The organism is Pseudomonas putida, from assembly GCF_025905425.1.
In the GTDB taxonomy this organism is placed as follows: Bacteria; Pseudomonadota; Gammaproteobacteria; order Pseudomonadales; family Pseudomonadaceae; genus Aquipseudomonas; species Aquipseudomonas putida_AF.
On record NZ_CP109603.1, the window covers coordinates 5201269 to 5225186 of the forward strand.

The following is a 23918-nucleotide window of genomic DNA, read 5'->3' on the forward strand; positions in this document are numbered from 1 at the left end:
CGCATCAGCTTCAGCGCTTGGCGGTCTGGCCAACCACCACGGCGTCCGGCTTGTCGGCCATCAGCGAGGCATAGTACTGCTCGCCCTTGGCAGCGTCGTACATGCCTTCCCAGCGAGCGATGACCAGCGCGGCAAGGGCGTTGCCAACCACGTTCAGCGCGGTACGGGCCATGTCCATGATGCGGTCGACACCGGCGATGAAAGCCAGGCCTTCCAGCGGAATGCCCACGCTGCCCAGGGTCGCCAGCAGCACCACGAAGGATACGCCCGGTACACCGGCAATGCCCTTGGAGGTGACCATCAGGGTCAGCACCAGCAGCAGCTGCTGGCTCCACGACAGGTCGATGCCGTACAGCTGGGCGATGAAGATGGCCGCGATGCTCTGGTACAGGGTCGAACCATCGAGGTTGAACGAGTAGCCGGTCGGCACCACGAACGAGCAGATCGACTTCGGCGCGCCGTACTTCTCCATCTTCTCGATTACCCGCGGCAGCACGGTTTCGGAGCTGGAGGTGGAGTAGGCCAGGATCAGCTCATCTTTCATGATGCGCATGATCTTGATTACCGAGAAACCGAACACCCGTGCCACCAGGCCCAGCACCATGAAGGCGAAGAAGGCGATGGCGAAGTACACCAGCAGCACCAGCTTGGCCAGCGGCAGCAGCGAGCTGAAGCCGAAGTTGGCAACGGTGACGGCGATCAGGGCGAACACGCCGATCGGGGCGTAGTTCATGATCATGTGGGTGACCTTGAACATGGTCTCCGACACGGCCTGGAAGGTACGCACCAGCGGGTCGCGCAGCTCTGCCTGAAGGCTCGAAAGGCCCAGGCCGAACATCACCGAGAAGAAGATGATCGGCAGCATTTCGCCACGCATCAGCGCTGCGAAGATGTTCGACGGGATCAGGTTGAGCAGGGTTTCGATGAACGCGTGCTCATGCTGCACTTCGGCCGCGGTGGCCTGGTACTTGGAGATGTCCACGGTACCCAGGGTGCTCATGTCGATGCCGGCGCCCGGGTGGAACAGGTTGGCCAACACCAGACCGACGACGATGGCGATGGTGGTCACCACTTCGAAGTAGATGATGGTCTTCAGGCCGATGCTGCCCAGTTTCTTCGCATCGCCAACGCCGGCGATGCCCACGATCAGCGACGAAATCACGATCGGGACGACGATCATCTTGATCAGGCGAATGAAGATGTCACCAGCGGGCTGGAGAACGTTGCTGATCCACCATGCCTTTTCCGCACTGAAATGATTCAGTAGCGCGCCGATTGCAACGCCCAGGACCAGACCGATCACGATCTGCCAGGCGAGGCTCAATTTTGCCTTCTTCATGTCTTTACCCTTTGTTCTAGTGGTCATGGGCGCCGAACGAAAACGCGCGTAACAGAGCCGTTGGCAACGTCACGGTGAGCGAAAAAGCTTCCGTCCGGCGACCTCATGTAAGGACACCGCGAGCGAGCGACAGGGCGCTCGGGCCAGCGAAAAGGCGGCAACTATTGCGATGGGGAAGGGGGAAATCTAATGCCGGAAACGTATACCCCATGCCGATACTGCATAATGATTTACGCTAAAAACGGCATGTCGCAAGTGCTTGATTTATAACGTTCGGAATCCCGAACAAGACCAAAGCGCCATTTTTAGGCAGATTTGGCAGCCTGTGCAAAGGGGGATAGATGGCTTGTTCGACAATCCGAATGGCCGAAATGACACTTGCGAAAGCACCCTGGCCCTCGAAAAAAAATAGATATACGGTCGAGACAAAATGTGTCTTGAGGGGAAAAACCCGCAGGAGGGGTAATTTGGCTGATGGCGTTGTAGGGGGTTGATGTGTAGATGAAGCCGATGGCTCCTCGGAAGTCAGGTCGGCTCAAGGTATCCCTATGACACCACCGACCTGAGGCTTCCGATTCCGCCTTTCCTGACCCGGCCCACTGCTGGAGGCACTCCCTGTACCCCTAGGCCACTCCGATCCTGCAACAATCAGAACAGCCCGGCCCCATGGTCATGTGCTGCCCCTCCTCGGGGCGGCGCATCATAGAAGGCTGAACTATAAAAAGGTTCAGCTTCTATTACGTGACAGTGCGTAACCGTTCATCCGTATTGGCTTATAAAAGCTCAGTACCATTTGGGGTCACGCTTGAGTTGCTCACGCAACATCGCCTTCATGCCGTCATCCGGCTCGCCGAGCCAGCGGTACTGCGCATGACGGGTAGGCGACTTGTCGCTCGGCAAGCCTTCGGGAACCTCCACGAGCATCCCGTAGGCATCGTCCTTGTCCCAGCTGAACGCCACGATCAGGCGCTTGTAGGTACAGTTGTCCGCCGATTCGCACAATGGGCCGACCAGATACTGCTCGCCCTGTTCGGTGACCGCCGACATCTGTTGCTGCGCATTGCCGGTGAGGTTGACCACCCAATCGGGCAGCCGTTCCTCAGCCTTGATCGTGTCCTGCCAGGTTTCCCGGTATTCAGGGTCCGAGCCGAGCAACTGATCGACCCGGACCTGGCCGTCATTGGCCGCCATCGCCGCCGCACTGCCACCCAGCAAGAGGGCGGCAGCCAGGGCTGTGCATAGCTTCCTGCTCATCTTCAACCTCGACCACGTCCAAAGAAGAAGGAGGCTACGAACAGGACCAGGAAGACGATGAACAGGATCTTCGCGATACCCGTGGCGGCGCCAGCGATACCACCGAAGCCCAGTACTGCAGCGACAATGGCGATGATGAGGAAAGTGATAGCCCAACTCAGCATGGTGGTTCTCCTTTCTTTTTTGAAATCAATCCGGCCACAGATGTCCAGAACAGGCTCAGAACACCCAGCGATCCTGAGGCACGACATTTTCCAGGGTGGTCGGTGAGGCGGTGGCGTTGCTCGAAGGCAGCGGGTCGGCTGCCTTGACCAGGGTATTGGCACGGGTTGCCTGAATCTGAGTCAGAAGGGCGGTCTGCGCCGCCACTTGATCCGCCAGACGCGCGGTCTGCCAGCTGTAGTAGAAGAGGCCAGCGGCCAAGGTCAGCAGCAGCGCCATTCCCAGAAACAGGAACTGGCGCAAAGGCAGTGCGGCGTTCTGTAAGCGGTTGACGGATTGGCGGTTCATGCCGGCTCCTCCTGCTGTAATTGTTGTTCACACCTGAACAGGTAATTGCAGCCTGCATGCCAGCCTTTGATTTAATTAAAAATCCTTATAAATCATATACTTACCTTAATATCGTATTGCTTGGCAGGACGTATCCTGCACGATGGCGCCCGTAGCGTCGTGCGAATTGCACGATCAGCCCTCCACCTTGGTCGCTACCTTGAGCAAGTCGGCGTCCACACCGCGCACGCCAATGATCTGCCGGGCAATGTCTACGGCAATGGTCTTCTGCTCACTGCTGACCACCTCTCCCGAGAGCCGCACCATGCCCTCTTCACTGGCCACCTTGAGGTTCAGGCCATCGAGATTGCGGCTGAAACGGAAGCTGTTCTGGATCTTGTCGACTATCCAGCTATCGCTGGGTTGCGGCCCGGTCGGCGCACCTACCGGGTTTTCTCGTGCCTTGGCCATGGCAGCGGTGTCCAGGCTGACCAGGTTGTTGACCAGGTGCACGCCGTCGGTGGTGCGTGCCACGACCCCGGCCAGCTCCTTGGCCTCTGCGCTGTCGACTCTGCCGCGAAGGGTCACCACGCCTTCGCTGCTTTGCACTTCTATAGGTGCTTTCTCGGTGGTGCGGCTCCACAGCAGTCGTGCCCTTATCACCGCAGCCAAGGTTGCATCCTCCAGCCGCTGTGCATAGGCGCGCAGTTCCAGCGGGCGCTCTACCAGCTGGGCATTGATCCGCAACTGGTTGTCGACCTGTTCAATGCCTCGGGTGGCCAGGGCGACATGCTCGGCCAACTGGCGTTCGACAGCGTTCTCGACCTCACCCGATAGCCGCGCTTGCGTGCCGTCTACCACCACCTCGATGCGAAACGGGTTGAGCATGCGGTTGAGCGACAGGGCTGTTTGCAACGCGCCCTCCAGGCGGGCGTCCTGCACAGGGTCAGCGAATGCCGGGGTCAATACCGGCAGCAAAGTGGCCGCCAACACGGCCAGTCGTGGGGAAAAGGGCATGGCTGTGCCTCCTTTGTTGGCAAAAACAGAAAATAGTCGCAACCAATGTGCCATCGCGCAGCTCTAAGCAAATCATCGAGATATCGCGGCTTGCAGGCGTCGTTTGGCCATTGGCTAGCATGCAAAGGACAGAATCCTTCAGAATTGACCATGCAACTTGCCCGATTTTTCCCACACTAATTGAAGATCAATCCTAAGGAGCGCAGGAAATGGAATCAGCCCAGGACAACCAAGGCCGCATTCTGCTGGTGGATGACGAGTCCGCGATCCTGCGCACCTTCCGCTACTGCCTCGAAGACGAAGGCTATAGCGTGGCCACCGCCAACAGCGCTGCGCAGGCCGAAAGCCTGTTGCAACGCCAGGTGTTCGACTTGTGCTTCCTCGACCTGCGCCTGGGCGAGGACAACGGCCTCGACGTGCTGGCGCAGATGCGTATCCAGGCACCCTGGATGCGGGTGGTGATCGTCACCGCGCATTCGGCAATCGACACGGCGGTGGATGCCATCCAGGCGGGCGCCGCCGACTATCTGGTCAAACCCTGCAGCCCCGACCAGTTGCGCCTGGCCACCGCCAAGCAACTGGAAGTGCGTCAGCTCTCGGCGCGCCTGGAAGCCCTTGAAGGCGAAGTGCGCAAGCCCAAGGACGGCCTCGACTCACACAGCCCGGCCATGATGGCGGTGCTGGAAACCGCGCGTCAGGTTGCCACCACCGATGCCAACATCCTTATTCTGGGCGAATCCGGCACCGGCAAGGGCGAACTGGCGCGTGCCATTCATGGCTGGAGCAAGCGGGCGCGTAAGGCCTGCGTCACCATCAACTGCCCTTCGCTCAATGCCGAGCTCATGGAAAGCGAGCTGTTCGGCCATACCCGCGGCGCCTTCACCGGCGCCAGCGAGAGCACCCTGGGCCGCGTCAGCCAGGCTGACGGAGGCACGCTGTTCCTGGATGAAATCGGCGATTTCCCCCTGACATTGCAGCCAAAGCTGCTGCGCTTCATCCAGGACAAGGAGTACGAGCGTGTTGGCGACCCAGTCACCCGGCGCGCCGATGTGCGCATTCTCGCCGCCACCAACCTCAACCTTGAAGAGATGGTGCGCGAAAGCCGCTTCCGCGAAGACCTGCTGTACCGCCTCAACGTCATCACCTTGCACCTGCCGCCCCTGCGCGAGCGCAGCGAAGACATCCTGACCCTGGCCGACCGTTTTCTGGCCCGCTTCGTCAAGGAATACTCCAGGCCCGCCCGCGGCTTCAGCGACGACGCCAGGGCCGCCCTGCTCAACTACCGCTGGCCCGGCAACATTCGTGAACTGCGCAACGTCGTGGAGCGTGCCAGCATCATCTGCCCGCAGGAGCGCGTCGAAATCAGCCACCTGGGCATGGGCGAACAGCCGGCAAGCAACGCGCCGCGCGTTGGCGCGGCATTGAGCCTGGATGAACTGGAGCGCGCCCACATCGGCGCGGTGCTGGCCGCCAGCGATACCCTCGACCAGGCCGCCAAGACCCTGGGCATCGATGCCTCGACGCTCTATCGCAAACGCAAGCAGTACAACCTATGAAATGGCAGATGAAGCTGCGCACGCGGCTTTTCCTCAGCATTTCGGCACTGGTCACGGTGGCCCTGTTGGGCCTGATGCTGGGCCTGGTGAGCGTGTTGCAGATGGCCACGGTGCAACAGCAGCTGGTACGTGACACCACCCACGCGCTGGAAGTGGGCCTGAAGCTGCGGCAAAACCTGGGCGAGCAGCTGACCCTCATCCTGGATGAAAACACCGCGCCGCAAAACCTGCGGCTGCTGCAGGAGAACTTCCAGACCCTGCTCAATCAAGGGCTCGAACAAGGCGGCGAACGCACCGGTTTCAGCAAGGCCAGCAGCAATTACCAAGCGTTCCTCCAGGCCTACCGGGAAAGCCCCGCACCTGCGCGCAGCATGGGTATCGAGCAGCCCCTGGGGGCCGCCTTCAACCAAGTGCGCACCGACCTCATCGACTCGCACAAGCAGGCGCTGGAACACATCACCCGCAGCGAGGAACATACCCGCGATCGCGCCTTGCTGGTCAGTGGCGTGCTCGGCCTGATGGGCTTGGTCATACTGGTGTTGGGCTTCGTTACCGCGCACAACATCGCGCGGCGCTTCGGCCAACCGATAGAAGCCCTGGCCAAAGCGGCCGACCAACTCGGCAAGGGCGACTTCGACGTGACCCTGCCCGTCACCCAGGCCATCGAGCTGAATCAGCTGACCCGCCGCTTCGGGCTGATGGCCGACGCCTTGCGCAAGCACCAGGCCACCAACGTCGACGAACTGCTGGCCGGTCAGCAACGCCTGCAAGCCGTGCTCGACAGCATCGACGATGGCCTGCTGATCATCGACCGGCAGGGCCGCCTGGAACACCTCAACCCGGTGGCGCAACGCCAACTGGGCTGGAATGACAGCCGCCTTGGCAGTGCCCTGGCCGAAGCCCTGCAGCGCCCGGAGCTGGAGCAGCAGCTACGCCAGGTGCTGCGCGGCGGCAGCCTTGATCGCCCGCCAGACGACCTGAACATCGAGGTCGATGAAGAAACCCGCCTGCTCACCTACAGCCTGACACCGGTCAGCCACCCCCAAGGGCCGATTCTTGGCGCGGTGATGGTGCTGCACGATGTGACCGAGCAGCGAGCCTTCGAGCGCGTGCGCAGCGAATTCGTACTGCGTGCCTCGCACGAACTGCGCACACCGGTCACCGGCATGCACATGGCGTTCGGCCTGCTGCGTGAGCGGGTGACGTTTGCGCCCGAGGCGCGCGAGTACGATTTGCTGGAAACCATCGGCGAGGAAATGCAGCGCCTGACCCAACTGATCAACGACCTGCTGAACTTCTCCCGCTACCAGAGCGGGTTGCAGAAGCTCGACCTCGCCCCGTGCGCCATCGATGAGTTGCTGGAGCGCGCACAGCTGCGGTTTACCGAACAGGCCGCGCACAAACAGATCGAGCTGATCAAGGAACTGGAACTGCCGCTACCCCGCATCCAGGCCGACAGCGCCCAGCTCGACCGGGTAGTGGACAACCTGCTGCACAACGCCGTCCGCCATACCCCCAGCGGTGGCCGCATACGCCTTCACGCCAGGCGGCATGCAGAGCGGGTGATCATCAGTGTCGAGGACAATGGCGAGGGCATCGCCTATGGGCAACAAGGGCGCATCTTCGAGCCCTTTGTGCAGGTAGGGCGCAAAAAGGGCGGTGCAGGGCTGGGCTTGGCGTTGTGCAAGGAGATCGTGCAATTGCACGGCGGCAGAATGGGCGTGTTTTCTCGACCGGGGCAGGGTACCCAGTTCTACATGGCGTTGCCGGTATAGCGACCGAGGCTGGCCCTCAAGACTCATCGTCGGCGCGCCGCCCCGGCCCCTGCCGCCGGCCACGGGTGACCAGTTCGGCAAACTGGCGAGCGTTCAACGGGCGGGCGAAGAGCCAGCCCTGGCCATAGTTGACCCCTTCGCTGTTGAGCAGCACCGCCTGGTCTTCGCATTCGATGCCTTCGGCGATCACCCGCAGGTGCAGGTCATGGGCCATGCGGATGATATGCGGGGCCACGCCGCTGCTGGCGGCGTCATGCCCCAAGGCATCAATGAACGCCTTGTCGATCTTCAGGCAGTCCACGGGCAGGGTCTGCAGATAGGCGAGGCTGCAATAACCCGTACCAAAATCATCGATCAGTACCTGATGGCCCACCGCACGCAGGGCCTGCAAGTTGTCACGGGCCACCACCACGTCGACCAGGCCGCGCTCGGTCACTTCGAAGGCGATCTGGCTGGCTGCGACCCGATGCAGGGCCAGCAGCCGCGCCGCAACCCGGCCGATACGCGGGACCATCACGTCGCACGCTGCAAGGTTCACCGAAATGTACAGGTTGCGGTGCGAGCGCAGCAGCTGGCCGAGCTGTTCAAGCACCCGCTGCAAGACAAAATCGGTGATCTGGCGGATCTGCCCGGTATTTTCGGCCAAAGGGATGAACAGGTCCGGGCTGGTCAGCGTGCCATCCGGGCGACGCCAGCGCACCAGTGCCTCGGCACCGACACAGCGCCGGGTGTCGAGCTCGATGATCGGCTGGTAAAGCACCTGCAGTTCGCCTCTGCGCAGCGCGTGTTGCAACTCAGAGCTCATCGAGCGGCGCTGCAGAATCAACTGCAGCACCAGCCAGCCGATGCAGCAGGCGGCCAGCACGCTGCCGGGGAACAGTAGCCAGAGCATGCCATTCATGCGCAGGGGCAGGCTGGCCCGCGGCGCGATCAGCACCAGTTGGTAGTCCGGTGATTTGGTCGGCATGCGGTAGATGAGGCGGTCGCTCAGCTCCAGCAGCGAATTGTGGCTGGCCGACCAGGCCGAGGGCGGTGGCCAGAGCTGCGGTGGGCCCAGCACCGGGATTGCCCGAGTACCGTTGTCCAGCACCACCACCAGGCTGCCGCCGGGAGGCAGGTCGACCACATCGGTCAGATGCCCGCGAGAGGTGGAGACCACGAAATTGCCACGCCCCAGCATCAAGGCCGCCAGATTTTCGTCGGGTTCGGTGGTGGTATTGAGCCAATAGCTGTAGGTCGGCCCCTTGATGTCGGGTGCGCGCAGTGGCTCGAACGCGCGTTCATCACCGCGATTGGAACAGGCGACATTGGCGTCCACGTAGGCCGCTTCATAAATGAAGCGCGAACTCAGGCCGACCCGCTGCAACGCCGCCAGCATCGCCGGATTGCACCCGCGCAAAGGCTGCGCCTGCAGGATATCGACACCTTCGCGAAGCTGGCCAAACACCTGTTCGAGGCGGTCAAGAAAGCGCTCGCCCTGGGCATTCATCTGTTCGCTCTCGCTTTGCTTCATCTGCTGCAGGGCAATACCGATGCTGGCGGTGAGCAACAGGGCGGCGCTGGCCAGTGCCGCCAGTGAAGCCAGCATCCAGGGACGGTAGAAAATTTGGCGCAGCGTGGTAATGAGGGCTGACATCAAGGGCATCCAGTTGATTACTAAGGTATAGCAACTGGATCAGGAATCGCCCTCACCGTTGGGCGCCTGACGGGCAAGGGGCTGCTGCGCAGCCCGGCTCAGCGCATGCGGTTGAGCACCTGCAGCATGGCGGCCGTTTGCGCGTCGGGCATACCGTCGAAGCGTTGTGGGCGGAAACGCATCTGGAATGCGGCAATCACATGCCGGGTGGCAACGTCGAGTTCACCCGTTTGCGCGATGGCGTAGCCGAACCGCGCCAGTTCCTGCTGGTACCAGCTCACGCTCGGCGGGTTGACGCTGAAGAAGGCTTGCTGGCGCGCCACCGCATTGGGCTCAGGCCAGATGCCAATACCGGCGTCGGCCAGACGCTTCCATGGGAACAGCGGGCCTGGGTCGAGCTTGCGCAACGGTGCGATATCGCTATGGCCAACGATGTGCCGGGGGTCGATATGGTTACGCTTGACGATGTCCTTGAGCAGCGCGATCAAGGACTGCACCTGCGCTTCGCTGTAGGGATGCCAAACCCGGCCATTAGGCGTATCGGTGAACCCTGGGTTGACGATTTCGATACCAATGGAGGTGGAGTTCAACCAGGTGCGCCCCTGCCACTGGCTGTCACCGGCATGCCAGGCGCGGCGGCTTTCATCCACCAACTGATAGACCGTGGCAGGGCCGTCGCCAATCAGGTAGTGGCTGCTGACCTCACCATGGGTAAGCAGCGCCAAGGAGCGCTCGAGCGACGCATTGGTGTAGTGAAGGACAACAAACTGGATGCGCTCGTCCTGGTTGGCCGAAGGGTGGCTGCGGTCGATCCGCAGCCCCGTCGAGCAACCCGCGACAGCAACCAGCAAGCAGGTGAGCAGTGTTTTTTTAACGGTGGAAAGCACGTCAGCGGCCTCAGCGTGTAAGCGCTACAGTATAACGTGCTCTCCATGCCCCGTGTCTGCCACGAGTCAGCCGCCACGCTTTACCCCTGTTCGACACGGTTGCGCCCCAGGTCCTTGGCACGGTACAGCGCCGTATCGGCGCGCTTGAGCACCTGGTCGCCGCGCTCGCCGGAGCGGAACGCACCCAACCCGATGGAGGCAGTGATGACCACCCGCTCGCCCTTGAAGTGGAACGGGCAGGCTTCGATGGTCGCACGCAGCAGCTCGGCCATCTGCACGGCAGCGGCGGGCGAGGTCTGCGGGAACAGCAGGACGAACTCCTCACCCCCGAAGCGGGCGATGAAATCGCGCCCTCGCAGGCGCTTGCGCAATTGGTCGGCCACAATCTTCAACACTTTGTCCCCGGCCAAGTGCCCATAGTTGTCGTTGATGCGCTTGAAGTGATCCAGATCGAGGATCGCCATTGCCAGGTGGCCGCCATTTTCATGCCAGTCGAGCATCTCGCGTTCCAGGTGCTCGCTCCAGGCCGCGCGGTTAGGCAGGCCGGTCAGCGGGTCAAGCAATGCCTTTTGCCGCTGCTCTTCAAGGTGCTCGCGGTAGCCGAGCGCCTCGTGCTCCATGTTCGCCACGCGCTCGGACAACCCTTGCAGACGCCCCGCAAGCTCCTGCTCGCGACGATCACGCTCGTGCTTGTGCTCGTCCATGGTCACCAGCAGGCCTTCCAGCCGGTTTTCCAGGATGTGCTTGAGGCTGTCCACGTCGGCGGCCCCTTGCACGCTGCTCTGCAGCCCATCGACCTGCTTGCGCAGCTGGGTATCCAGCTCCTGGGCGGCGGTGCTGTTGTCGGCATGCCCGGCACTGGCTTCGTGCAGGTGGCCTTGGAAGCTCTCCAGGCGCTCATTGAGCTGTTGCAGGTAGGTCTCGAATTCGTGCTGGCCGCTGTCGGTAATCGCCAGCATCAGCACCGCCAGGTCATCCAGCACCGGGATCAACTCATACCAGTTCAGCCCGCGCGCCACCCGCTCACGCATTTCCAGGGCCTGGGCCTTGTGCCGTTCGGGCAGGCTGAGGTCGTCGAGCAGGCCGATCAGGGTCTGCTCGATGTGCGCGGCCACCTGGCTGTAGGGCGGCTCTACCGCATAGGGCAGGGCATAGGGGCCGTCTTCACCGAAGGTTTCCTCTAGCGTCTGCGCAGGTTCCGTTTCAGCTGCTGAGGGGATGAGGGCAGACCCCTCGTCCAGCACAGGCTCAGGTTGCGGGGCGGCCGGCACCTCAGCGGTTTCGATCAGCGCCGGGCCCTCTGGCTCCTGTGGCAAGGCTTGCTCGGCGGGCCCAGGGGCTGTCAGCGGTAGCAGGGCGTCCACATCCTCGGGCTGAGGGTCTTCGGCAACGCGCTGTACGGGGGCAACTGCTGGCTGCGTCACTGCGTCTGCCAACGCGGCAGCAGGCGCTGCCTCCAGTGCAACCTGCGCCTCGCCGGGTTGCTCGTTGTCGCGGCCACCAAACAACCGCTGCAAGAAGCCCGGTCGCTCTTCTTCGGGCTTGCCCAAAGCCGAGAGTGCGCGGCCTTGCAGGCCACTCAGCTCCCCCAGCAGCGGGGGCAGTTCACGGGACTGGGCGACCCCACCGTCGAGCTTTTTCGCCAGCTTTTTCAGCGGCCGCGAGATCTCGCTCGGCAGCGGCAGGCCCTGTAACTGGCTGACCAGCGCCGTCAGCGCATCGCTGACCTGGTTCATACGGGTTTCCCGGCGCTGCTCGGAATCCAACACCGCTTTTTCCAGGCGAGGAATCAGCCCGGCGAGGCCGGCGTCCATGTTGTCGCTGCGGATGACCTCGCGCATTTCCTTCATGCACTCGTCCACCGCCTTGTCGCTGCCTTCGGCGGCCAGGGTGCTGCGCACAAGCCCCCGACGCAGCAGGTCAAGACGTGCGTCCCAACGGCGTTCAAGCTTCTCTTGCTGCTCGATGCTCTTAAGGTATTTCTCTTTCCAGCGCTCAGCGTTGTCAGTCATGCCCAGGTCCGCAAACGGTGATGGCAATTAGCTCAAAACCGGCAGCGTATCCACAGTCAATGCATCAGGCAATCGAATCTCGACGGCAACGGGAAGGTGATCGGAAATTGGCTGCGCCAGTACCTCGACGCGCTCAAGCGTCAGGCTTGGGCTGAGCAGAATGTGGTCCAGGCAACGCTGCGGTCGCCAGCTGGGGAAGGTGGCCTCGACCTGAGGGGCGACCAGGCCCAGATCGCGCAGGGGCGAATGCTCCAGCAAGTCGGTGGCATGGGTGTTCATGTCGCCCATCAGCACCTGATGGCGGTAGCCGCCGATCAGCTCGCGAATGTAGCTGAGCTGCAGGGCGCGCGTCTTGGCGCCGAGTGCCAGGTGCATCATCACCACGATCAGCGCGTCTTCACCTTCGCCGAAGCGCACCAGGATGGCACCGCGACCGGCCGGGCCGGGCAGGGGGTGGTCTTCAAGTTGTTGGGGTTTGAGGCGACTGAGCACACCGTTGCTGTGCTGGGCGAATCGGCCAAGGTTGCGATTGAGCTGCTGGTACCAGTAGGGGAAGGCACCCAGCTGGGCCAAGTGTTCGACCTGGTTGATGTAGCCTGAACGCAGGCTGCCGCCATCGGCTTCCTGCAGGGCAACCAGGTCGAAGTCACTGAGCAGTTCGCCGATTTTGCGCAGGTTACCCGCACGCCCGGTATGCGGCAGCAGGTGCTGCCAGCTGCGGGTCAGGTAATGCCGGTAGCGCTCGGTGCTGATGCCGACCTGAATGTTGAAACTGAGCAGCCGCAGGCGACCATCCTCTGGCAGGCCGGGCGCCTGCAGGTGATGCTCGTTGACCTGCGGCTGGTGCAGGCCAATGCCGCGCGTGCTTCTGAAGCGGGGCATGGGTGCGCCGCTTACTTAGCGGCGCGCTCCTTGGCGATCAGTTGGTCAGCGACATTCAGCACGCCCTCTGGCCCGCCCGCGGTACCCAGGTCGAAGCGGTACTTGCCGTTGACGACCATGCTCGGTACGCCGGTGATTTCGTACTTCTTCGCCAGTTCCTTGGCCTGGTTGACCTGGCCTTTGATGGCGAAGGAGTTAAAGGTAGCGAGGAACTTGTCCCTGTCCACGCCTTGAGTGGCGAGGAAGTCGGCCATGTCGTCTGGTTTGGTCAACTGCTTGCGCTGGTTCTGGATGGCATCGAACACTGCGGCATGCACCTTATGCTCGACGCCCATGGCTTCGAGGGTCAGGAACATCTGGCCGTGAGCGTCCCATGGGCCACCGAACATGGCGGGAACACGTTTGAAGTTGACGTCAGCCGGCAGCTTTTCAGCCCATGGGTTGACGGTCGGCTCGAAGTGATAGCAATGAGGGCAGCCGTACCAGAAAAGCTCGACCACTTCGATCTTGCCAGGCACGGAAACCGGAACAGGGTTGCTCAGCTCGATATATTCCTTGCCGGCAACAGGCTCGGCGGCCTGTACGGCAGTCATACCAAATACGCTGGCGGCGACCAACGCAGCGCTGAGAATCAGTTTACGCATGCTTTACTCCTGAGCATTCATGGGTCGCCTCAACGCGACCTGTATTGAGACAGGCCGGGCCAGGCCCGAGTTCTGTAGTGTAACGGCTGCGGACGTAAAAAAGGGCGGTCCGGCCGCCCTTTCATCTTTGGCTTACAACATTAACCGAATGTTAATGCGCCAATTTCTCTCAGTGCAGGCCCTGGATGTAGCTGGCCAACGCTTCGATATCCTTGTTGCTCAGCTTGCCGGCAATGGTGCGCATGGTCATGGCATCGCCATCGTTGGTGCGGTTGCCTTCGCGGAAGTCCGTGAGCTGCTTGGTCACGTACTGCGAGTGCTGCCCGCTCAGGTGCGGGAAGCCGGCCAAGGCAAGGCCTGCGCCATTCGGCGAGTGGCAGCCGGTGCAGGCGGGCATGCCTTTTTCCAGGTCGCCGCCGTTGAACAGCGCTTTGCCACGCTCGACCAGCTTAGGATCGGCGGCGCCCACGCTGCCTTTCTGGCTGGCGAAGTACGCCGCGATATCGGCCAGGTCCTGGTCACTGAAGGCGGCCAGCATGCCGGTCATCTCCAGCACGGTGCGTTTGCCGGACTTGATATCGTGCAGTTGTTTTTCGAGGTAGCGCTGGCCCTGACCTGCCAGTTTCGGGAAGTTTGGTGCCAGGCTATTGCCGTCGGGGTTATGGCAGGCACCACAGACGGCCGTCTTGGCCTGGCCGGCGGCGGCATCGCCTTTGATAGGTTCCGCAGCAGTGGCCGCACCTGCGACACCCATGGTCAACAGCAGACTCACGACTAGTTTGTTCATCAGCTAATCCAACACGGCTAAGGGTGAAATGTTATGTATCGGGACTGCCGCTCATCCAAAGGATGACCAAACGGTAGTCCTCGGCACTGCAGTCCATGCACAATCCACGCGGCGGCATAGCCTTGAAACCCTGGGTCACATGCCTCACGAGTACATCCACACCTTGCGCCAGCCTTGGCTCCCACGCTGCCCGGTCACCCCGCTGGGGGGCCTGTGGCAACTGTCCGGCGTGACAGGCCGCACACGTGCGGTTGTACAACACCTCGGGATCCTGTGTAGCCTGTGCGCTGAAAAACGGCAGGAACATACCGACAGCAAGCAGCCATTTCGCCATGCGGAACGACCTTCAGGGTTGGGGGCCGCGCTGCGTTCTGATGCGCGAGCTATTGTTCGACACCCCATGCTCGCTCTCCTTCGCTGGGAGAATGAGCACACAAAAACTGGGGCATTATATACTTCCGCCATCCAAACGGAAACGACACCGCTTGCCAGGCTCGGGCCTACAGAGTCAGGCAACACCCACATCGGATATCCCATGCAAGTCAAGAACCCCATCCTCGGCCTCTGCCAGAAAGCCACATTCGCCCTTAGCGCTGCCAAGGTCGAACAATGCCCGGACGACCAGGGTTACGAGGTGGCTTTCGCCGGCCGTTCCAACGCCGGCAAATCCAGCGCCCTCAACACCCTGACTCATGCCAGCCTGGCGCGTACCTCGAAAACCCCGGGGCGCACCCAGCTGTTGAATTTCTTCAGTCTGGACGATGAACGGCGATTGGTCGACCTGCCGGGCTACGGTTATGCAAAAGTACCGATTCCGCTCAAGCAGCACTGGCAGCGCCACCTGGAAGCCTACCTGGGCAGCCGCGAGTGCCTGCGCGGGGTGATCCTGATGATGGACGTGCGCCATCCGATGACCGACTTTGACAAGATGATGCTCGACTGGGCCAAAGCCAGCGGCATGCCGATGCACATCCTGCTGACCAAGGCCGACAAGCTGACCCATGGCGCGGGCAAGAACACCTTGCTCAAGGTGCAGTCCGAGATCCGCAAGGGTTGGGGGGACGCTGTGACCATCCAGCTGTTCTCGGCACCCAAGCGCCTGGGGCTGGAAGAGGCTTACCGCGTGCTGGCGGGCTGGATGGAACTGGAAGACAAGCCGGCAGCCTGAAGGCCTGCATTGCCCTACCTTTTGTAGGGGCGGCCTTGCCGGGGCGCCCCTACAAGGACAGCACAGACCAGGAATTGCGGGCAAAAAAAACCCCGGACTTCGTATGGGGAGGGGGAAGTTCGGGGTCCAAGTCCGGACCGCTAGGGCGGGGTCCAGATATCTGCCAACACTTAACACAACATAGGAGCATCGAAGGGCTTCACCAGCCATTCAGTTACTCTGAGTTCCGCTTCACCGGTTTAGTTCCGACCCCCTGAAAACTATTTGCGATAGTTTCATGAAGCTCCAGCACTAATGGCATCTCGCCATGCCAGGATCCGCGTCACTACGTCGCAGATCCTACACAGCTTTGCCCGCTCAATCAGTGAGCTTCGTCCCAATTCGCGCCAATGCCTGCCTCGACCAGCAACGGCACATCCAGCTGCGCGGCACGGCTCATGTGCAGGCGGATTTCATCTTTCACCTGCTCGACCAGGTCTTCACGTACCTCCAGCACCAGTTCGTCGTGCACTTGCAGGATCACCCGGGCATCCAGGCCGCTTTCGGTCAGCCAGTTGTCCACATTGACCATCGCCCGCTTGATGATATCGGCAGCCGTACCCTGCATCGGTGCGTTGATCGCCGTACGCTCGGCGCCTTTGCGCAGGGCCGGGTTCTTGGCGTTGATGTCCGGCAGGTACAGGCGACGGCCGAAGAGGGTTTCGACGAAGCCTTGCTCGGCCGCCTGGGCGCGGGTGCGTTCCATGTAGGCCTGCACCCCTGGGTAGCGGGCGAAGTAACGGTCGATGTAGTCCTGGGACTGCTTGCGATCGACACCAATCTGCTTGGCCAGGCCAAAGGCACTCATGCCGTAGATAAGGCCGAAGTTGATGGCCTTGGCACTGCGGCGCTGGTCAGTGGTGACAGCCTCAAGCGCCACACCGAACACTTCGGCAGCGGTAGCGCGGTGCACGTCGAGGTTGTTGCGGAAGGCATGCAGCAACCCTTCGTCCTTGGCCAGGTGGGCCATGATGCGCAGCTCGATCTGCGAATAGTCCGCCGCCAGCAGCTTATAGCCGGGGCTGGCCACGAAGGCCTGACGAATACGCCGACCTTCGGCGGTGCGGATCGGGATGTTCTGCAGGTTCGGGTCGCTAGACGACAGGCGCCCAGTGGCGGCCACCGCCTGCTGGTAAGAGGTATGAATACGCCCGGTGCGTGGGTTGATCTGCCCCGGCAGCTTGTCGGTGTAGGTGCTCTTGAGCTTGCTCAGGCTGCGGTACTGCATCAGTACTTCGGGCAGCGGGTAGCCTTGCTCGGCCAGTTCGTCGAGTACCGCCTCGGCGGTGGACGGCTGGCCCTTGGCAGTCTTGCTCAGCACCGGCATGCCCAGCTTGTCGTAGAGGATCGCACCCAACTGCTTGGGCGAGCCGAGGTTGAACGTCTCGCCAGCCAGCTCATAGGCCTGGCGCTCCAGCTCAGCCATTTTCACGCCCAGCTCACCGCTTTGCACGTGGAGCAATTCGGCATCCACCAGCGCACCCTGACGCTCGATCTTCGCCAGCACCGGCACCAGCGGCATCTCGATGTCCATCAGCACCGGTTGCACGCTTGGGGTCTTGGCCAGGCGCGCCTGCAGCGCCTGGTGCAGGCGCAAGGTGATGTCGGCGTCCTCAGCGGCGTACGGGCCGGCCTTGTCCAGCGGGATCTGGTTGAAGGTCAGCTGTTTCGCGCCCTTGCCGGCAATCTGCTCAAAGGTGATGGTGGTGTGATCGAGGTACTTCAGCGCCAGGCTGTCCATGTCGTGACGGGTGGCCGTGGAGTCCAGCACATAGGATTCGAGCATGGTGTCGTAGGCCACGCCGCGCATGTCGATGGCCGGGGCGCCATTAGCCAGGATGTTGATGTCGTATTTGGCGTTTTGCCCGACCTTGGCTTTGGCCGGGTCTTCCAGCAGGGGCTTGAGCGCCAGCAGCACGGCCTCCCGGTCCAGTTGAACCGGCGCGCCTTCGTAGTCGTGGGCCAGCGGTACATAGGCCGCCTCATGGGGCTCGACCGCGAACGACAGGCCGACCAGTTGCGCCTGTTGCGCGTCCAGGCCGGTGGTTTCGGTGTCGAAGGCGAACAGCGGCGCCTGGCGCAGCTTGTCCAGCCAGGCGTCGAAGCGGGCCTGATCGAGGACCGTCTCGTACTTCGGTTCAACCTTGGCTGCCGGCGCCTCTTCGGGCACTGCCACGGTTGCACCGGCCCTGGCGGCTTCGCGCTGGACATCGGCGACCCAGCTCTTGAACTCCATCTCGGTGTACAACGCCAGCAGCGCATCACGGTCTGGCTCGCCGCAGACCAGCGCCTCAACTTCGATATCCAGCGGCACGTCGAGCTTGATGGTGGCCAACTCATAGGACAGGAACGCCGCCTCACGGTGCTCCTCAAGCTTGGCCGGCAAGGTCTTGGCGCCGCGAATGCTCAGGCCTGGGACCTTGTCGAGGTTGTCGTACACATCGCGCAGGCCGCCACCGATACCGGTCAGCAGGCCGGCAGCGGTCTTCTCGCCCACACCCGGCACGCCCGGGATGTTATCGGCCTTGTCGCCCATCAGGGCCAGAAAATCGATGATGTGCTCAGGGCCGACACCAAACTTTTCGTGCACCCCGGCAACATCCATCACGCTGCCGGTCATGGTGTTGACCAGGGTTACATGGCCGTCCACCAACTGCGCCATGTCCTTGTCGCCCGTCGAAATGATCACCGGCCGGCCCTGCGCCGCACTGCTGCGCGCCAGGGTCCCGATCACATCGTCGGCTTCCACGCCTTCGACGCACAGTAACGGGTAGCCCAGCGCCTTGACGCTGGCATGCAGCGGTTCGATCTGCACCCGCAGGTCATCGGGCATGCTCGGGCGGTTGGCCTTGTAATCGGCAAACATGGCATCGCGGAAAGTGCCGCCCTTGGCGTCGAACACCACCGCGAACAGGCTGTCAGGGTATTGCTTGCGCAGGCTCTTGAGCATGTTCAGCACACCCTTGACCGCGCCGGTGGGCATGCCCTTGGAGGTGGTCAGCGGCGGCAATGCGTTGAAAGCGCGGTAGAGGTAGGAGGAACCGTCCACCAGGACGAGGGGCGCTTGGCTCATGAGCAGAATCAACCTTTTCGGCGGGTCCGGAGCTAGAATAGCCGGATCAATGACGACAAAGGGACAAGGTTATCATGCGTACACTCAATCGCCTGTTAGTGCTCGGTCTGTTGGCAACCATGCCAGTCGTCACCCTGGCGGCGGACGACGCCCCCTCGGCCGATCCCGAGGTGACCATTCGCACGGAAGGCGATAAAACCATCCAGGAGTACCGCCAGAACGGCTTCCTGTATGCGATCAAGATCACGCCGAAAAACGGCAAGCCTTATTTTCTGGTACGCGCCGATGGCACTGATGCCAATTTCATTCGTTCCGACCAGCCGGACATGCTGATTCCGTCCTGGAAGATCTTCGAGTGGTAAGCTGACGCGTATCGTTCACATCAACCCGGCACTTCCCGGCGGAAGTGCCCGTATGGGCATTTTTTCATCATGTCAGTCTTCACCCCCGTGACCCGGCCTGAGCTGGAAACCTTTCTGGCGCCATACCAGCTGGGCCGTCTACTCGACTTCCAGGGCATTGCCGCCGGCACCGAAAACAGCAATTTCTTCGTAAGCCTCGAACAGGGTGAGTTCGTCCTGACGCTGATCGAACGCGGCCCGAGCGAAGACATGCCGTTCTTCATCGAGCTGCTCGACGTGCTGCATGCCGCCGACATGCCCGTGCCTTACGCCCTGCGTGACCGCGACGGCAATGGCCTGCGCGAACTGTGCGGCAAGCCTGCGCTGCTGCAGCCGCGGTTGTCGGGCAAGCACATCAAGGTGCCCAACAATCAGCACTGCGCCCAGGTTGGCGAATTGCTCGCGCACATCCACCTGGCGACCCGTGACCACGTCATCGAGCGCAAGACCGACCGGGGCCTGGACTGGATGCTGGCCGCTGGCGCCGAGCTGATGCCGCGCCTTAGCGCCGAGCAGGTGGCGCTGCTGCAACCCGCGCTGGACGAAATCAACGCGCACAAGGCGCAGATCCTGGCCTTGCCACGGGCCAACCTGCACGCCGACCTGTTCCGCGACAACGTGATGTTCGAAGGCACCCACCTGACCGGGGTGATCGACTTCTACAACGCCTGCTCCGGGCCGATGCTGTACGACATCGCCATTACCGTGAACGACTGGTGCATTGATGAGCACGGGGCAATCGATGTGCCACGCGCCCAGGCGCTGCTGGGGGCCTATGCCGCGCTGCGCCCGTTTACCGCCGCCGAGGCCGAGCTGTGGCCGGAGATGCTGCGGATCGGGTGTGTGCGCTTCTGGCTGTCGCGTTTGATCGCGGCCGAGTCGTTTGCCGGGATGGATGTGATGATCCATGACCCGAGCGAGTTCGAGGTGCGCCTGGCGCAGCGTCAGCAGGTGGATTTGCACCTGCCGTTCGCCTTGTAACCGAGGCGGCCTCTTCGCGGGCAAGCCCGCTCCCACCGGTGTTCCACCGTTCTCACGAGCGGTGGTGTACCTGTGGGAGCGGGCTTGCCCGCGAAGAGGCCAGTGCAGACCCTAGAGCTGCTCCAGGCACCCCGCCAGGTCGCCACCCAGCTTCTCCAGCAGGCGCTCATAGCCCTTTGCATCCACAGGATCGCCGCCCAAGGCATCCAGCTCGGCCAACCGCACCGGTAACCCAGCCGTCAGCGTCTCAGCCAGGCGTGGCCGCAACGGCGGTTCGCTGAACACACAGGTCTTGCCCACTTCCTGCAGGCGCTTACGCATCGCGGCCACATGCTGGGCGCCTGGCTGCACCTCGGACGCCACACTGAACACCCCGGTGTGCTTCAGGCCATAGTTGGCTTCGAAGTAATCGAACGCCTCGTGGAACACGAAGTACGGCTTGCCGGCAATACCCGCCACCCGCGCCTTGATACGCCCATCCAAAGCATCCAGACGTTCGACGAAAGCCTTCAGGTTGGCCTGGTAGCGTGCGGCATTGGCCGGATCGGCCTCAGCCAGGTCCGCCGCCATCTTCGCCGCAATTACCCGGGCATTGACCGACGACAGCCACAGGTGCGCGTCCAGGCTACCTGGGCGGTGATCGTGATCATGATCGTCGTGGTCGGCTTCTTCATGCGAGTGGCTGTCTTCGCCAAAATGGCGCAACTGCATGCCGGTCAGCGACTGCACCGCGACGGTGGCTTTGTCCCGCCCTTTCAGCACCCGCGGCAGGAAGTTTTCCATGTCCGGGCCGATCCAGTACAACAGGTCGGCATCCGCGACGCGCCGTACGTCGGAGGGGCGCAGGGCGTAATGGTGCGGCGAAGCGCCAGGCGGCAGCAGCACGTCCGGGCGGCCCACCCCGTCCTGAACGGCGGCGGCAATCTGCTGCAGCGGTTTGATACTGGTCAGCACACGCACGTCGGCCTGGGCGGAAAATGCGATGAAAGCGACAAAAAGGGCTAGGAATCGGGACACGGTGAATACTCGGCTCGACAGAAACAGGTAACATAATAACGTCTCCATCCAGAACCGTCGCTGCCCATGTCCATCACGCCGCTGGCCAACCGCCCCCACGATCACTCCCATTGCGTGCATAGCGCATTGGCCGAAGCCGATGCCTTGTGCACCCGCCAGGGGTTGCGCCTGACCGCTCTGCGCCGCCGTGTGCTGGAGCTGGTATGGCAAAGCCACAAGCCGCTGGGGGCCTACGACATCCTCGCCGTGCTCAGCGAGCAGGACGGCCGCCGCGCCGCGCCGCCGACCGTGTACCGCGCCCTGGATTTCCTCCTCGACAACGGCCTGGTGCACCGCATCGCCTCGCTCAACGCCTTCATCGGTTGTAGCCACCCAGAGCACGTGCACCAGGGCCAGTTCCTGATCTGCCGCGCCTGCCATGTGGCCATCGAGCTGGAGCAGAACAGCATCAGCGACGCCATCATCAGCAGCGCCAAGGGCGTCGGCTTCAACGTCGAGACACAGACCGTGGAAGTGGTCGGCCTGTGCAGCAACTGCCGGAGCGCGGCATGAGCGACGCACTGATCCGCCTGGAGCAGGTGGGTGTCACCTTCGCGGGCGAAGCGGTGCTCGACAGCATTGACCTGTCGGTGGCACCGGGCCAGATCGTGACCCTGATCGGCCCTAACGGGGCAGGCAAGACCACCCTGGTACGCGCCGTACTCGGGCTGCTCAAGCCGCACCGCGGCACGGTCTGGCGCAAGCCGAAGCTGCGCATCGGCTACATGCCGCAAAAAATCCAGGTGGATGCCACGCTGCCGCTGTCAGTGCTGCGTTTCTTGCGCCTGGTGCCCGGCGTAGACCGCGCGGCTGCCTTGTCGGCGCTGCAGGAAGTGGGTGCCGAACAGGTCATCGACAGCCCCATCCAGACGATTTCCGGTGGCGAGATGCAGCGCGTGCTGCTGGCCCGGGCACTGCTGCGCGAGCCGCAGCTGCTGGTGCTCGACGAACCGGTGCAGGGCGTAGACGTGGTCGGCCAGACCGAGCTGTACAACCTCATCACCCGCCTGCGCGACCGCCACGGTTGCGGCGTGCTGATGGTTTCGCACGACCTGCACCTGGTGATGAGCGCCACCGACCAGGTGGTCTGCCTCAACCGTCATGTGTGCTGCTCCGGCCACCCCGAGCAGGTCAGCAACGACCCGGCCTTTGTCGAGCTGTTCGGCCAGAACGCACCAAGCCTGGCTGTCTACCACCACCATCACGACCACAGCCACGACCTGCATGGCTCGGTGGTCGCCCCTGGCACCCATGTTCACGGAGAGCACTGCAAGCATGGCTGATTTTCTTCTCTACGCCTTGCTTGCCGGTTTGTCCCTGGCGCTGGTGGCCGGCCCACTGGGGTCTTTCGTGGTGTGGCGGCGCATGGCCTATTTCGGCGACACCCTGTCCCACGCCGCCTTGCTCGGTGTAGCCCTGGGTTTTGCCCTGGACGTGAGCCCGGCATTGGCGGTGACCGTGGGTTGCCTGCTGCTGGCGATCCTGCTGGTGACCTTGCAGCAACGCCAGCCGCTGGCCTCCGACACCCTGCTCGGCATTCTTGCCCCCAGCACGCTTTCCCTGGGCCTGGTGGTACTGAGTTTCATGCACGACGTGCGCATCGACCTGATGGCCTACCTGTTCGGCGACCTGCTGGCCATCAGCCCCACCGACCTGGGCTGGATCCTCGGTGGCAGCGTACTGGTACTGCTGTTGCTCGCCGCGCTGTGGCGGCCGTTGCTGGCAGTGACCGTGCATGAAGAGCTGGCCATGGTCGAGGGCCTGCCGGTGGCGGGCCTGCGCCTGGCCTTGATGCTGTTGATCGCGGTGGTGATTGCCGTGGCGATGAAAATCGTCGGTGTGCTGCTGATCACCTCGCTGCTGATCATTCCCGCCGCTGCGGCGCAACGCCACGCCCGTTCGCCCGAGCAGATGGCCCTGGGTGCCAGCCTGCTGGGGGTGACCGCGGTCTGTGGCGGTCTGGCCATGTCCTGGTTCAAGGACACCCCCGCCGGCCCATCGATCGTGGTCTGCGCGGCAGTGCTATTCTTGCTGAGCCTGGCCTTGCCGAAACGCTGAAATCCAGGGTGCGTCAAGGCGCGCCCTGTTACCGTTTCACGGGTAAAGGGTCTGTAAGACTTGTTTTCGAGCGTGCGCACCTGGGTGTAGACTTGCTCGCTTTTTGCGCAAATAGAGAGTCGCAGGAATGAAGCCGTTTGCCTCCCGTTATCTGCTTGTTGCCGCGTTATCCCTGTTCCTGGCCGCCTGCTCCAGTGCCCCGGTCGAACAGGCCGATGCACCTGCTCAAGCCGATGCCTGGCAGCAGTTGCAACAGACCATCGCCAGCAATGAGCTGGCTACCGCCGAAGACCAGTTGGCTGCCTTGCAGGCGCAGTCGCCCGTTGACCCGCGCCTGGAACAGTACCAGCGGCAGTTGGCCGAGGCGTATCTGCAGCGTAGCCAGATTGTCTTGCAGAAAGGCGATGTCAACGCCGCTGCCACTGCCCTGGCGCGTGCCCGCGCGCTGATGCCGCAAGCCCCGGCGGTGACCGGTGGCGATGCTGTGCGCCAGGCGCGCAAAGCAGAATTGGAAAAGGCCGAGGCAGCCTTGAAGGCGGCCGAGGCGAAGCCTCAGGCGCGGGTGATCGACCCAACCGCACCGAGCACCGTGATTGCGCTGAAGACCACGGACATTGCTGCCATGCGCCGCCAGCTCGATGAGATTGCTGCCGATGTGGTGAACTACCAGTGCCATGTGGTGTTCCAGGTGCCACGGACCGAGGATGCGCCTTGGCTGAAGACGCTGCTGGAAAAACGGGTGCACAAGATCGACAGCGGGTTCGAGCTTAAGCAGAAGCACGAAATCCAGCGCAAGCTGCCAGCCCAGGTGGTTCTGGTCCCGCATCAGCGCTAAAAGCTTCGCGGGGCAAGCCCGCTCCCACC

At 62.5% G+C, this 23918-nt stretch carries 23 protein-coding genes; 9 read left to right on the forward strand and 14 right to left on the reverse strand.

All coding sequences use genetic code 11. The annotated features are described in order from the left end of the window. Positions 1-10 precede the first annotated feature (10 nt). From gltP to OGV19_RS23405, 5 genes are all read right to left on the reverse strand, one after another. Entirely contained in the window at positions 11-1339 is a 1329-nt protein-coding gene (gene gltP, locus OGV19_RS23385; RefSeq protein WP_264310843.1) for a glutamate/aspartate:proton symporter GltP, read from the reverse strand. Between the two features lie 783 nt (positions 1340-2122). After that, a complete protein-coding gene (locus tag OGV19_RS23390; protein ID WP_264310844.1) occupies positions 2123-2593 on the reverse strand; it encodes an inhibitor of vertebrate lysozyme family protein in 471 nt (156 codons plus the stop codon). A 2-nt stretch (positions 2594-2595) separates the two neighbouring features. Continuing rightward, complete coding sequence (locus tag OGV19_RS23395) at positions 2596-2757, reverse strand: DUF1328 domain-containing protein (protein WP_003252966.1); 162 nt, start codon at positions 2755-2757, stop codon at positions 2596-2598. A gap of 55 nt (positions 2758-2812) precedes the next feature. Beyond that, complete coding sequence (locus OGV19_RS23400; protein ID WP_264310845.1) at positions 2813-3103, reverse strand: hypothetical protein; 291 nt, start codon at positions 3101-3103, stop codon at positions 2813-2815. A 174-nt stretch (positions 3104-3277) separates the two neighbouring features. Continuing rightward, positions 3278-4099, reverse strand: a complete 822-nt coding sequence (locus tag OGV19_RS23405) for a BON domain-containing protein (protein WP_264310846.1) — start codon at positions 4097-4099, stop codon at positions 3278-3280. Positions 4100-4308: 209 nt separating this feature from the next. Here OGV19_RS23405 and algB point away from each other — a divergent pair, with 209 nt between their 5' ends. Further along, on the forward strand, positions 4309-5655 hold the full coding sequence (gene algB, locus OGV19_RS23410) for a sigma-54-dependent response regulator transcription factor AlgB (RefSeq protein ID WP_264310847.1): 1347 nt from the start codon (positions 4309-4311) through the stop codon (positions 5653-5655). After that, positions 5652-7430 carry a KinB sensor domain-containing domain gene (locus tag OGV19_RS23415; RefSeq protein WP_264310848.1) on the forward strand — a complete coding sequence of 593 codons (1779 nt, stop codon included), beginning with the start codon at positions 5652-5654 and terminating at the stop codon, positions 7428-7430. The genes algB and OGV19_RS23415 overlap by 4 nt, the downstream gene beginning before the upstream one ends. A gap of 16 nt (positions 7431-7446) precedes the next feature. Here the strand turns inward: OGV19_RS23415 and OGV19_RS23420 are convergent, their stop codons facing one another. The 7 genes from OGV19_RS23420 to OGV19_RS23450 form a co-directional block, all read right to left on the reverse strand. Continuing rightward, on the reverse strand, positions 7447-9066 hold the full coding sequence (locus OGV19_RS23420) for an EAL domain-containing protein (protein WP_264310849.1): 1620 nt from the start codon (positions 9064-9066) through the stop codon (positions 7447-7449). 98 nt (positions 9067-9164) lie between these two features. Further along, positions 9165-9953: an N-acetylmuramoyl-L-alanine amidase gene (locus OGV19_RS23425; protein WP_264310850.1), complete on the reverse strand. Its 789-nt coding sequence runs from the start codon at positions 9951-9953 to the stop codon at positions 9165-9167. Positions 9954-10033: 80 nt separating this feature from the next. Then, entirely contained in the window at positions 10034-11965 is a 1932-nt protein-coding gene (locus OGV19_RS23430) for a diguanylate cyclase (RefSeq protein WP_264310851.1), read from the reverse strand. Positions 11966-11992: 27 nt separating this feature from the next. Continuing rightward, entirely contained in the window at positions 11993-12847 is an 855-nt protein-coding gene (locus OGV19_RS23435; RefSeq protein WP_264310852.1) for an endonuclease/exonuclease/phosphatase family protein, read from the reverse strand. 11 nt (positions 12848-12858) lie between these two features. Then, positions 12859-13491: a thiol:disulfide interchange protein DsbA gene (gene dsbA, locus OGV19_RS23440; RefSeq protein ID WP_264310853.1), complete on the reverse strand. Its 633-nt coding sequence runs from the start codon at positions 13489-13491 to the stop codon at positions 12859-12861. Between the two features lie 169 nt (positions 13492-13660). Next, positions 13661-14278, reverse strand: a complete 618-nt coding sequence (locus OGV19_RS23445) for a c-type cytochrome (protein WP_264310854.1) — start codon at positions 14276-14278, stop codon at positions 13661-13663. 31 nt (positions 14279-14309) lie between these two features. Further along, positions 14310-14612, reverse strand: coding sequence for a c-type cytochrome (locus OGV19_RS23450; protein WP_186655332.1), 303 nt, complete (start codon positions 14610-14612; stop codon positions 14310-14312). A 201-nt stretch (positions 14613-14813) separates the two neighbouring features. On the opposite strand from OGV19_RS23450, the gene yihA reads away from it, so the two are divergent. Beyond that, positions 14814-15446 (forward strand): ribosome biogenesis GTP-binding protein YihA/YsxC, encoded by a 633-nt coding sequence (yihA, locus tag OGV19_RS23455; protein ID WP_264310855.1) that lies wholly within the window; start codon positions 14814-14816, stop codon positions 15444-15446. A gap of 361 nt (positions 15447-15807) precedes the next feature. On the opposite strand, the gene polA is transcribed toward yihA, so the two are convergent. Then, entirely contained in the window at positions 15808-18558 is a 2751-nt protein-coding gene (gene polA / locus OGV19_RS23460; protein WP_264310856.1) for a DNA polymerase I, read from the reverse strand. 74 nt (positions 18559-18632) lie between these two features. Between polA and OGV19_RS23465 the strand changes: the two genes are divergently transcribed. Then, entirely contained in the window at positions 18633-18920 is a 288-nt protein-coding gene (locus OGV19_RS23465) for a DUF2782 domain-containing protein (protein ID WP_264310857.1), read from the forward strand. Between the two features lie 69 nt (positions 18921-18989). Continuing rightward, positions 18990-19940: a homoserine kinase gene (locus OGV19_RS23470; RefSeq protein WP_264310858.1), complete on the forward strand. Its 951-nt coding sequence runs from the start codon at positions 18990-18992 to the stop codon at positions 19938-19940. Between the two features lie 111 nt (positions 19941-20051). Here OGV19_RS23470 and OGV19_RS23475 read toward each other — a convergent pair whose 3' ends face one another. After that, the gene (locus tag OGV19_RS23475) at positions 20052-21005 is read right to left on the reverse strand and encodes a zinc ABC transporter substrate-binding protein (RefSeq protein ID WP_264310859.1); all 954 of its coding nucleotides are present in this window, start codon (positions 21003-21005) and stop codon (positions 20052-20054) included. Positions 21006-21023: 18 nt separating this feature from the next. Here OGV19_RS23475 and zur point away from each other — a divergent pair, with 18 nt between their 5' ends. The 4 genes from zur to OGV19_RS23495 all read left to right on the forward strand — a co-directional run bounded on the left by zur (position 21024) and on the right by OGV19_RS23495 (position 23889). Then, positions 21024-21509: a zinc uptake transcriptional repressor Zur gene (gene zur, locus OGV19_RS23480; RefSeq protein ID WP_264310860.1), complete on the forward strand. Its 486-nt coding sequence runs from the start codon at positions 21024-21026 to the stop codon at positions 21507-21509. Then, positions 21506-22279, forward strand: coding sequence for a zinc ABC transporter ATP-binding protein ZnuC (gene znuC, locus OGV19_RS23485; protein ID WP_264310861.1), 774 nt, complete (start codon positions 21506-21508; stop codon positions 22277-22279). Before zur ends, znuC begins: the two co-directional genes overlap by 4 nt. Next, a complete protein-coding gene (gene znuB, locus OGV19_RS23490) occupies positions 22272-23054 on the forward strand; it encodes a zinc ABC transporter permease subunit ZnuB (RefSeq protein WP_264310862.1) in 783 nt (260 codons plus the stop codon). The genes znuC and znuB overlap by 8 nt, the downstream gene beginning before the upstream one ends. A gap of 127 nt (positions 23055-23181) precedes the next feature. Continuing rightward, positions 23182-23889: a PA5502 family lipoprotein gene (locus tag OGV19_RS23495; protein WP_264310863.1), complete on the forward strand. Its 708-nt coding sequence runs from the start codon at positions 23182-23184 to the stop codon at positions 23887-23889. Positions 23890-23918: the final 29 nt, after the last annotated feature.

Bases quoted from the DNA above. Each gene is read 5' to 3' on its own strand.
- gltP (WP_264310843.1), bottom strand. From the start codon at position 1,339: ATGAAGAAGGCAAAATTGAGCCTCGCCTGGCAGATCGTGATCGGTCTG.
- OGV19_RS23390 (WP_264310844.1), bottom strand. From the start codon at position 2,593: ATGAGCAGGAAGCTATGCACAGCCCTGGCTGCCGCCCTCTTGCTGGGT.
- OGV19_RS23395 (WP_003252966.1), bottom strand. From the start codon at position 2,757: ATGCTGAGTTGGGCTATCACTTTCCTCATCATCGCCATTGTCGCTGCA.
- OGV19_RS23400 (WP_264310845.1), bottom strand. From the start codon at position 3,103: ATGAACCGCCAATCCGTCAACCGCTTACAGAACGCCGCACTGCCTTTG.
- OGV19_RS23405 (WP_264310846.1), bottom strand. From the start codon at position 4,099: ATGCCCTTTTCCCCACGACTGGCCGTGTTGGCGGCCACTTTGCTGCCG.
- algB (WP_264310847.1), top strand. From the start codon at position 4,309: ATGGAATCAGCCCAGGACAACCAAGGCCGCATTCTGCTGGTGGATGAC.
- OGV19_RS23415 (WP_264310848.1), top strand. From the start codon at position 5,652: ATGAAATGGCAGATGAAGCTGCGCACGCGGCTTTTCCTCAGCATTTCG.
- OGV19_RS23420 (WP_264310849.1), bottom strand. From the start codon at position 9,066: ATGTCAGCCCTCATTACCACGCTGCGCCAAATTTTCTACCGTCCCTGG.
- OGV19_RS23430 (WP_264310851.1), bottom strand. From the start codon at position 11,965: ATGACTGACAACGCTGAGCGCTGGAAAGAGAAATACCTTAAGAGCATC.
- OGV19_RS23435 (WP_264310852.1), bottom strand. From the start codon at position 12,847: ATGCCCCGCTTCAGAAGCACGCGCGGCATTGGCCTGCACCAGCCGCAG.
- dsbA (WP_264310853.1), bottom strand. From the start codon at position 13,491: ATGCGTAAACTGATTCTCAGCGCTGCGTTGGTCGCCGCCAGCGTATTT.
- OGV19_RS23445 (WP_264310854.1), bottom strand. From the start codon at position 14,278: ATGAACAAACTAGTCGTGAGTCTGCTGTTGACCATGGGTGTCGCAGGT.
- OGV19_RS23450 (WP_186655332.1), bottom strand. From the start codon at position 14,612: ATGGCGAAATGGCTGCTTGCTGTCGGTATGTTCCTGCCGTTTTTCAGC.
- yihA (WP_264310855.1), top strand. From the start codon at position 14,814: ATGCAAGTCAAGAACCCCATCCTCGGCCTCTGCCAGAAAGCCACATTC.
- polA (WP_264310856.1), bottom strand. From the start codon at position 18,558: ATGAGCCAAGCGCCCCTCGTCCTGGTGGACGGTTCCTCCTACCTCTAC.
- OGV19_RS23465 (WP_264310857.1), top strand. From the start codon at position 18,633: ATGCGTACACTCAATCGCCTGTTAGTGCTCGGTCTGTTGGCAACCATG.
- OGV19_RS23470 (WP_264310858.1), top strand. From the start codon at position 18,990: ATGTCAGTCTTCACCCCCGTGACCCGGCCTGAGCTGGAAACCTTTCTG.
- OGV19_RS23475 (WP_264310859.1), bottom strand. From the start codon at position 21,005: ATGGAGACGTTATTATGTTACCTGTTTCTGTCGAGCCGAGTATTCACC.
- zur (WP_264310860.1), top strand. From the start codon at position 21,024: ATGTCCATCACGCCGCTGGCCAACCGCCCCCACGATCACTCCCATTGC.
- znuC (WP_264310861.1), top strand. From the start codon at position 21,506: ATGAGCGACGCACTGATCCGCCTGGAGCAGGTGGGTGTCACCTTCGCG.
- znuB (WP_264310862.1), top strand. From the start codon at position 22,272: ATGGCTGATTTTCTTCTCTACGCCTTGCTTGCCGGTTTGTCCCTGGCG.
- OGV19_RS23495 (WP_264310863.1), top strand. From the start codon at position 23,182: ATGAAGCCGTTTGCCTCCCGTTATCTGCTTGTTGCCGCGTTATCCCTG.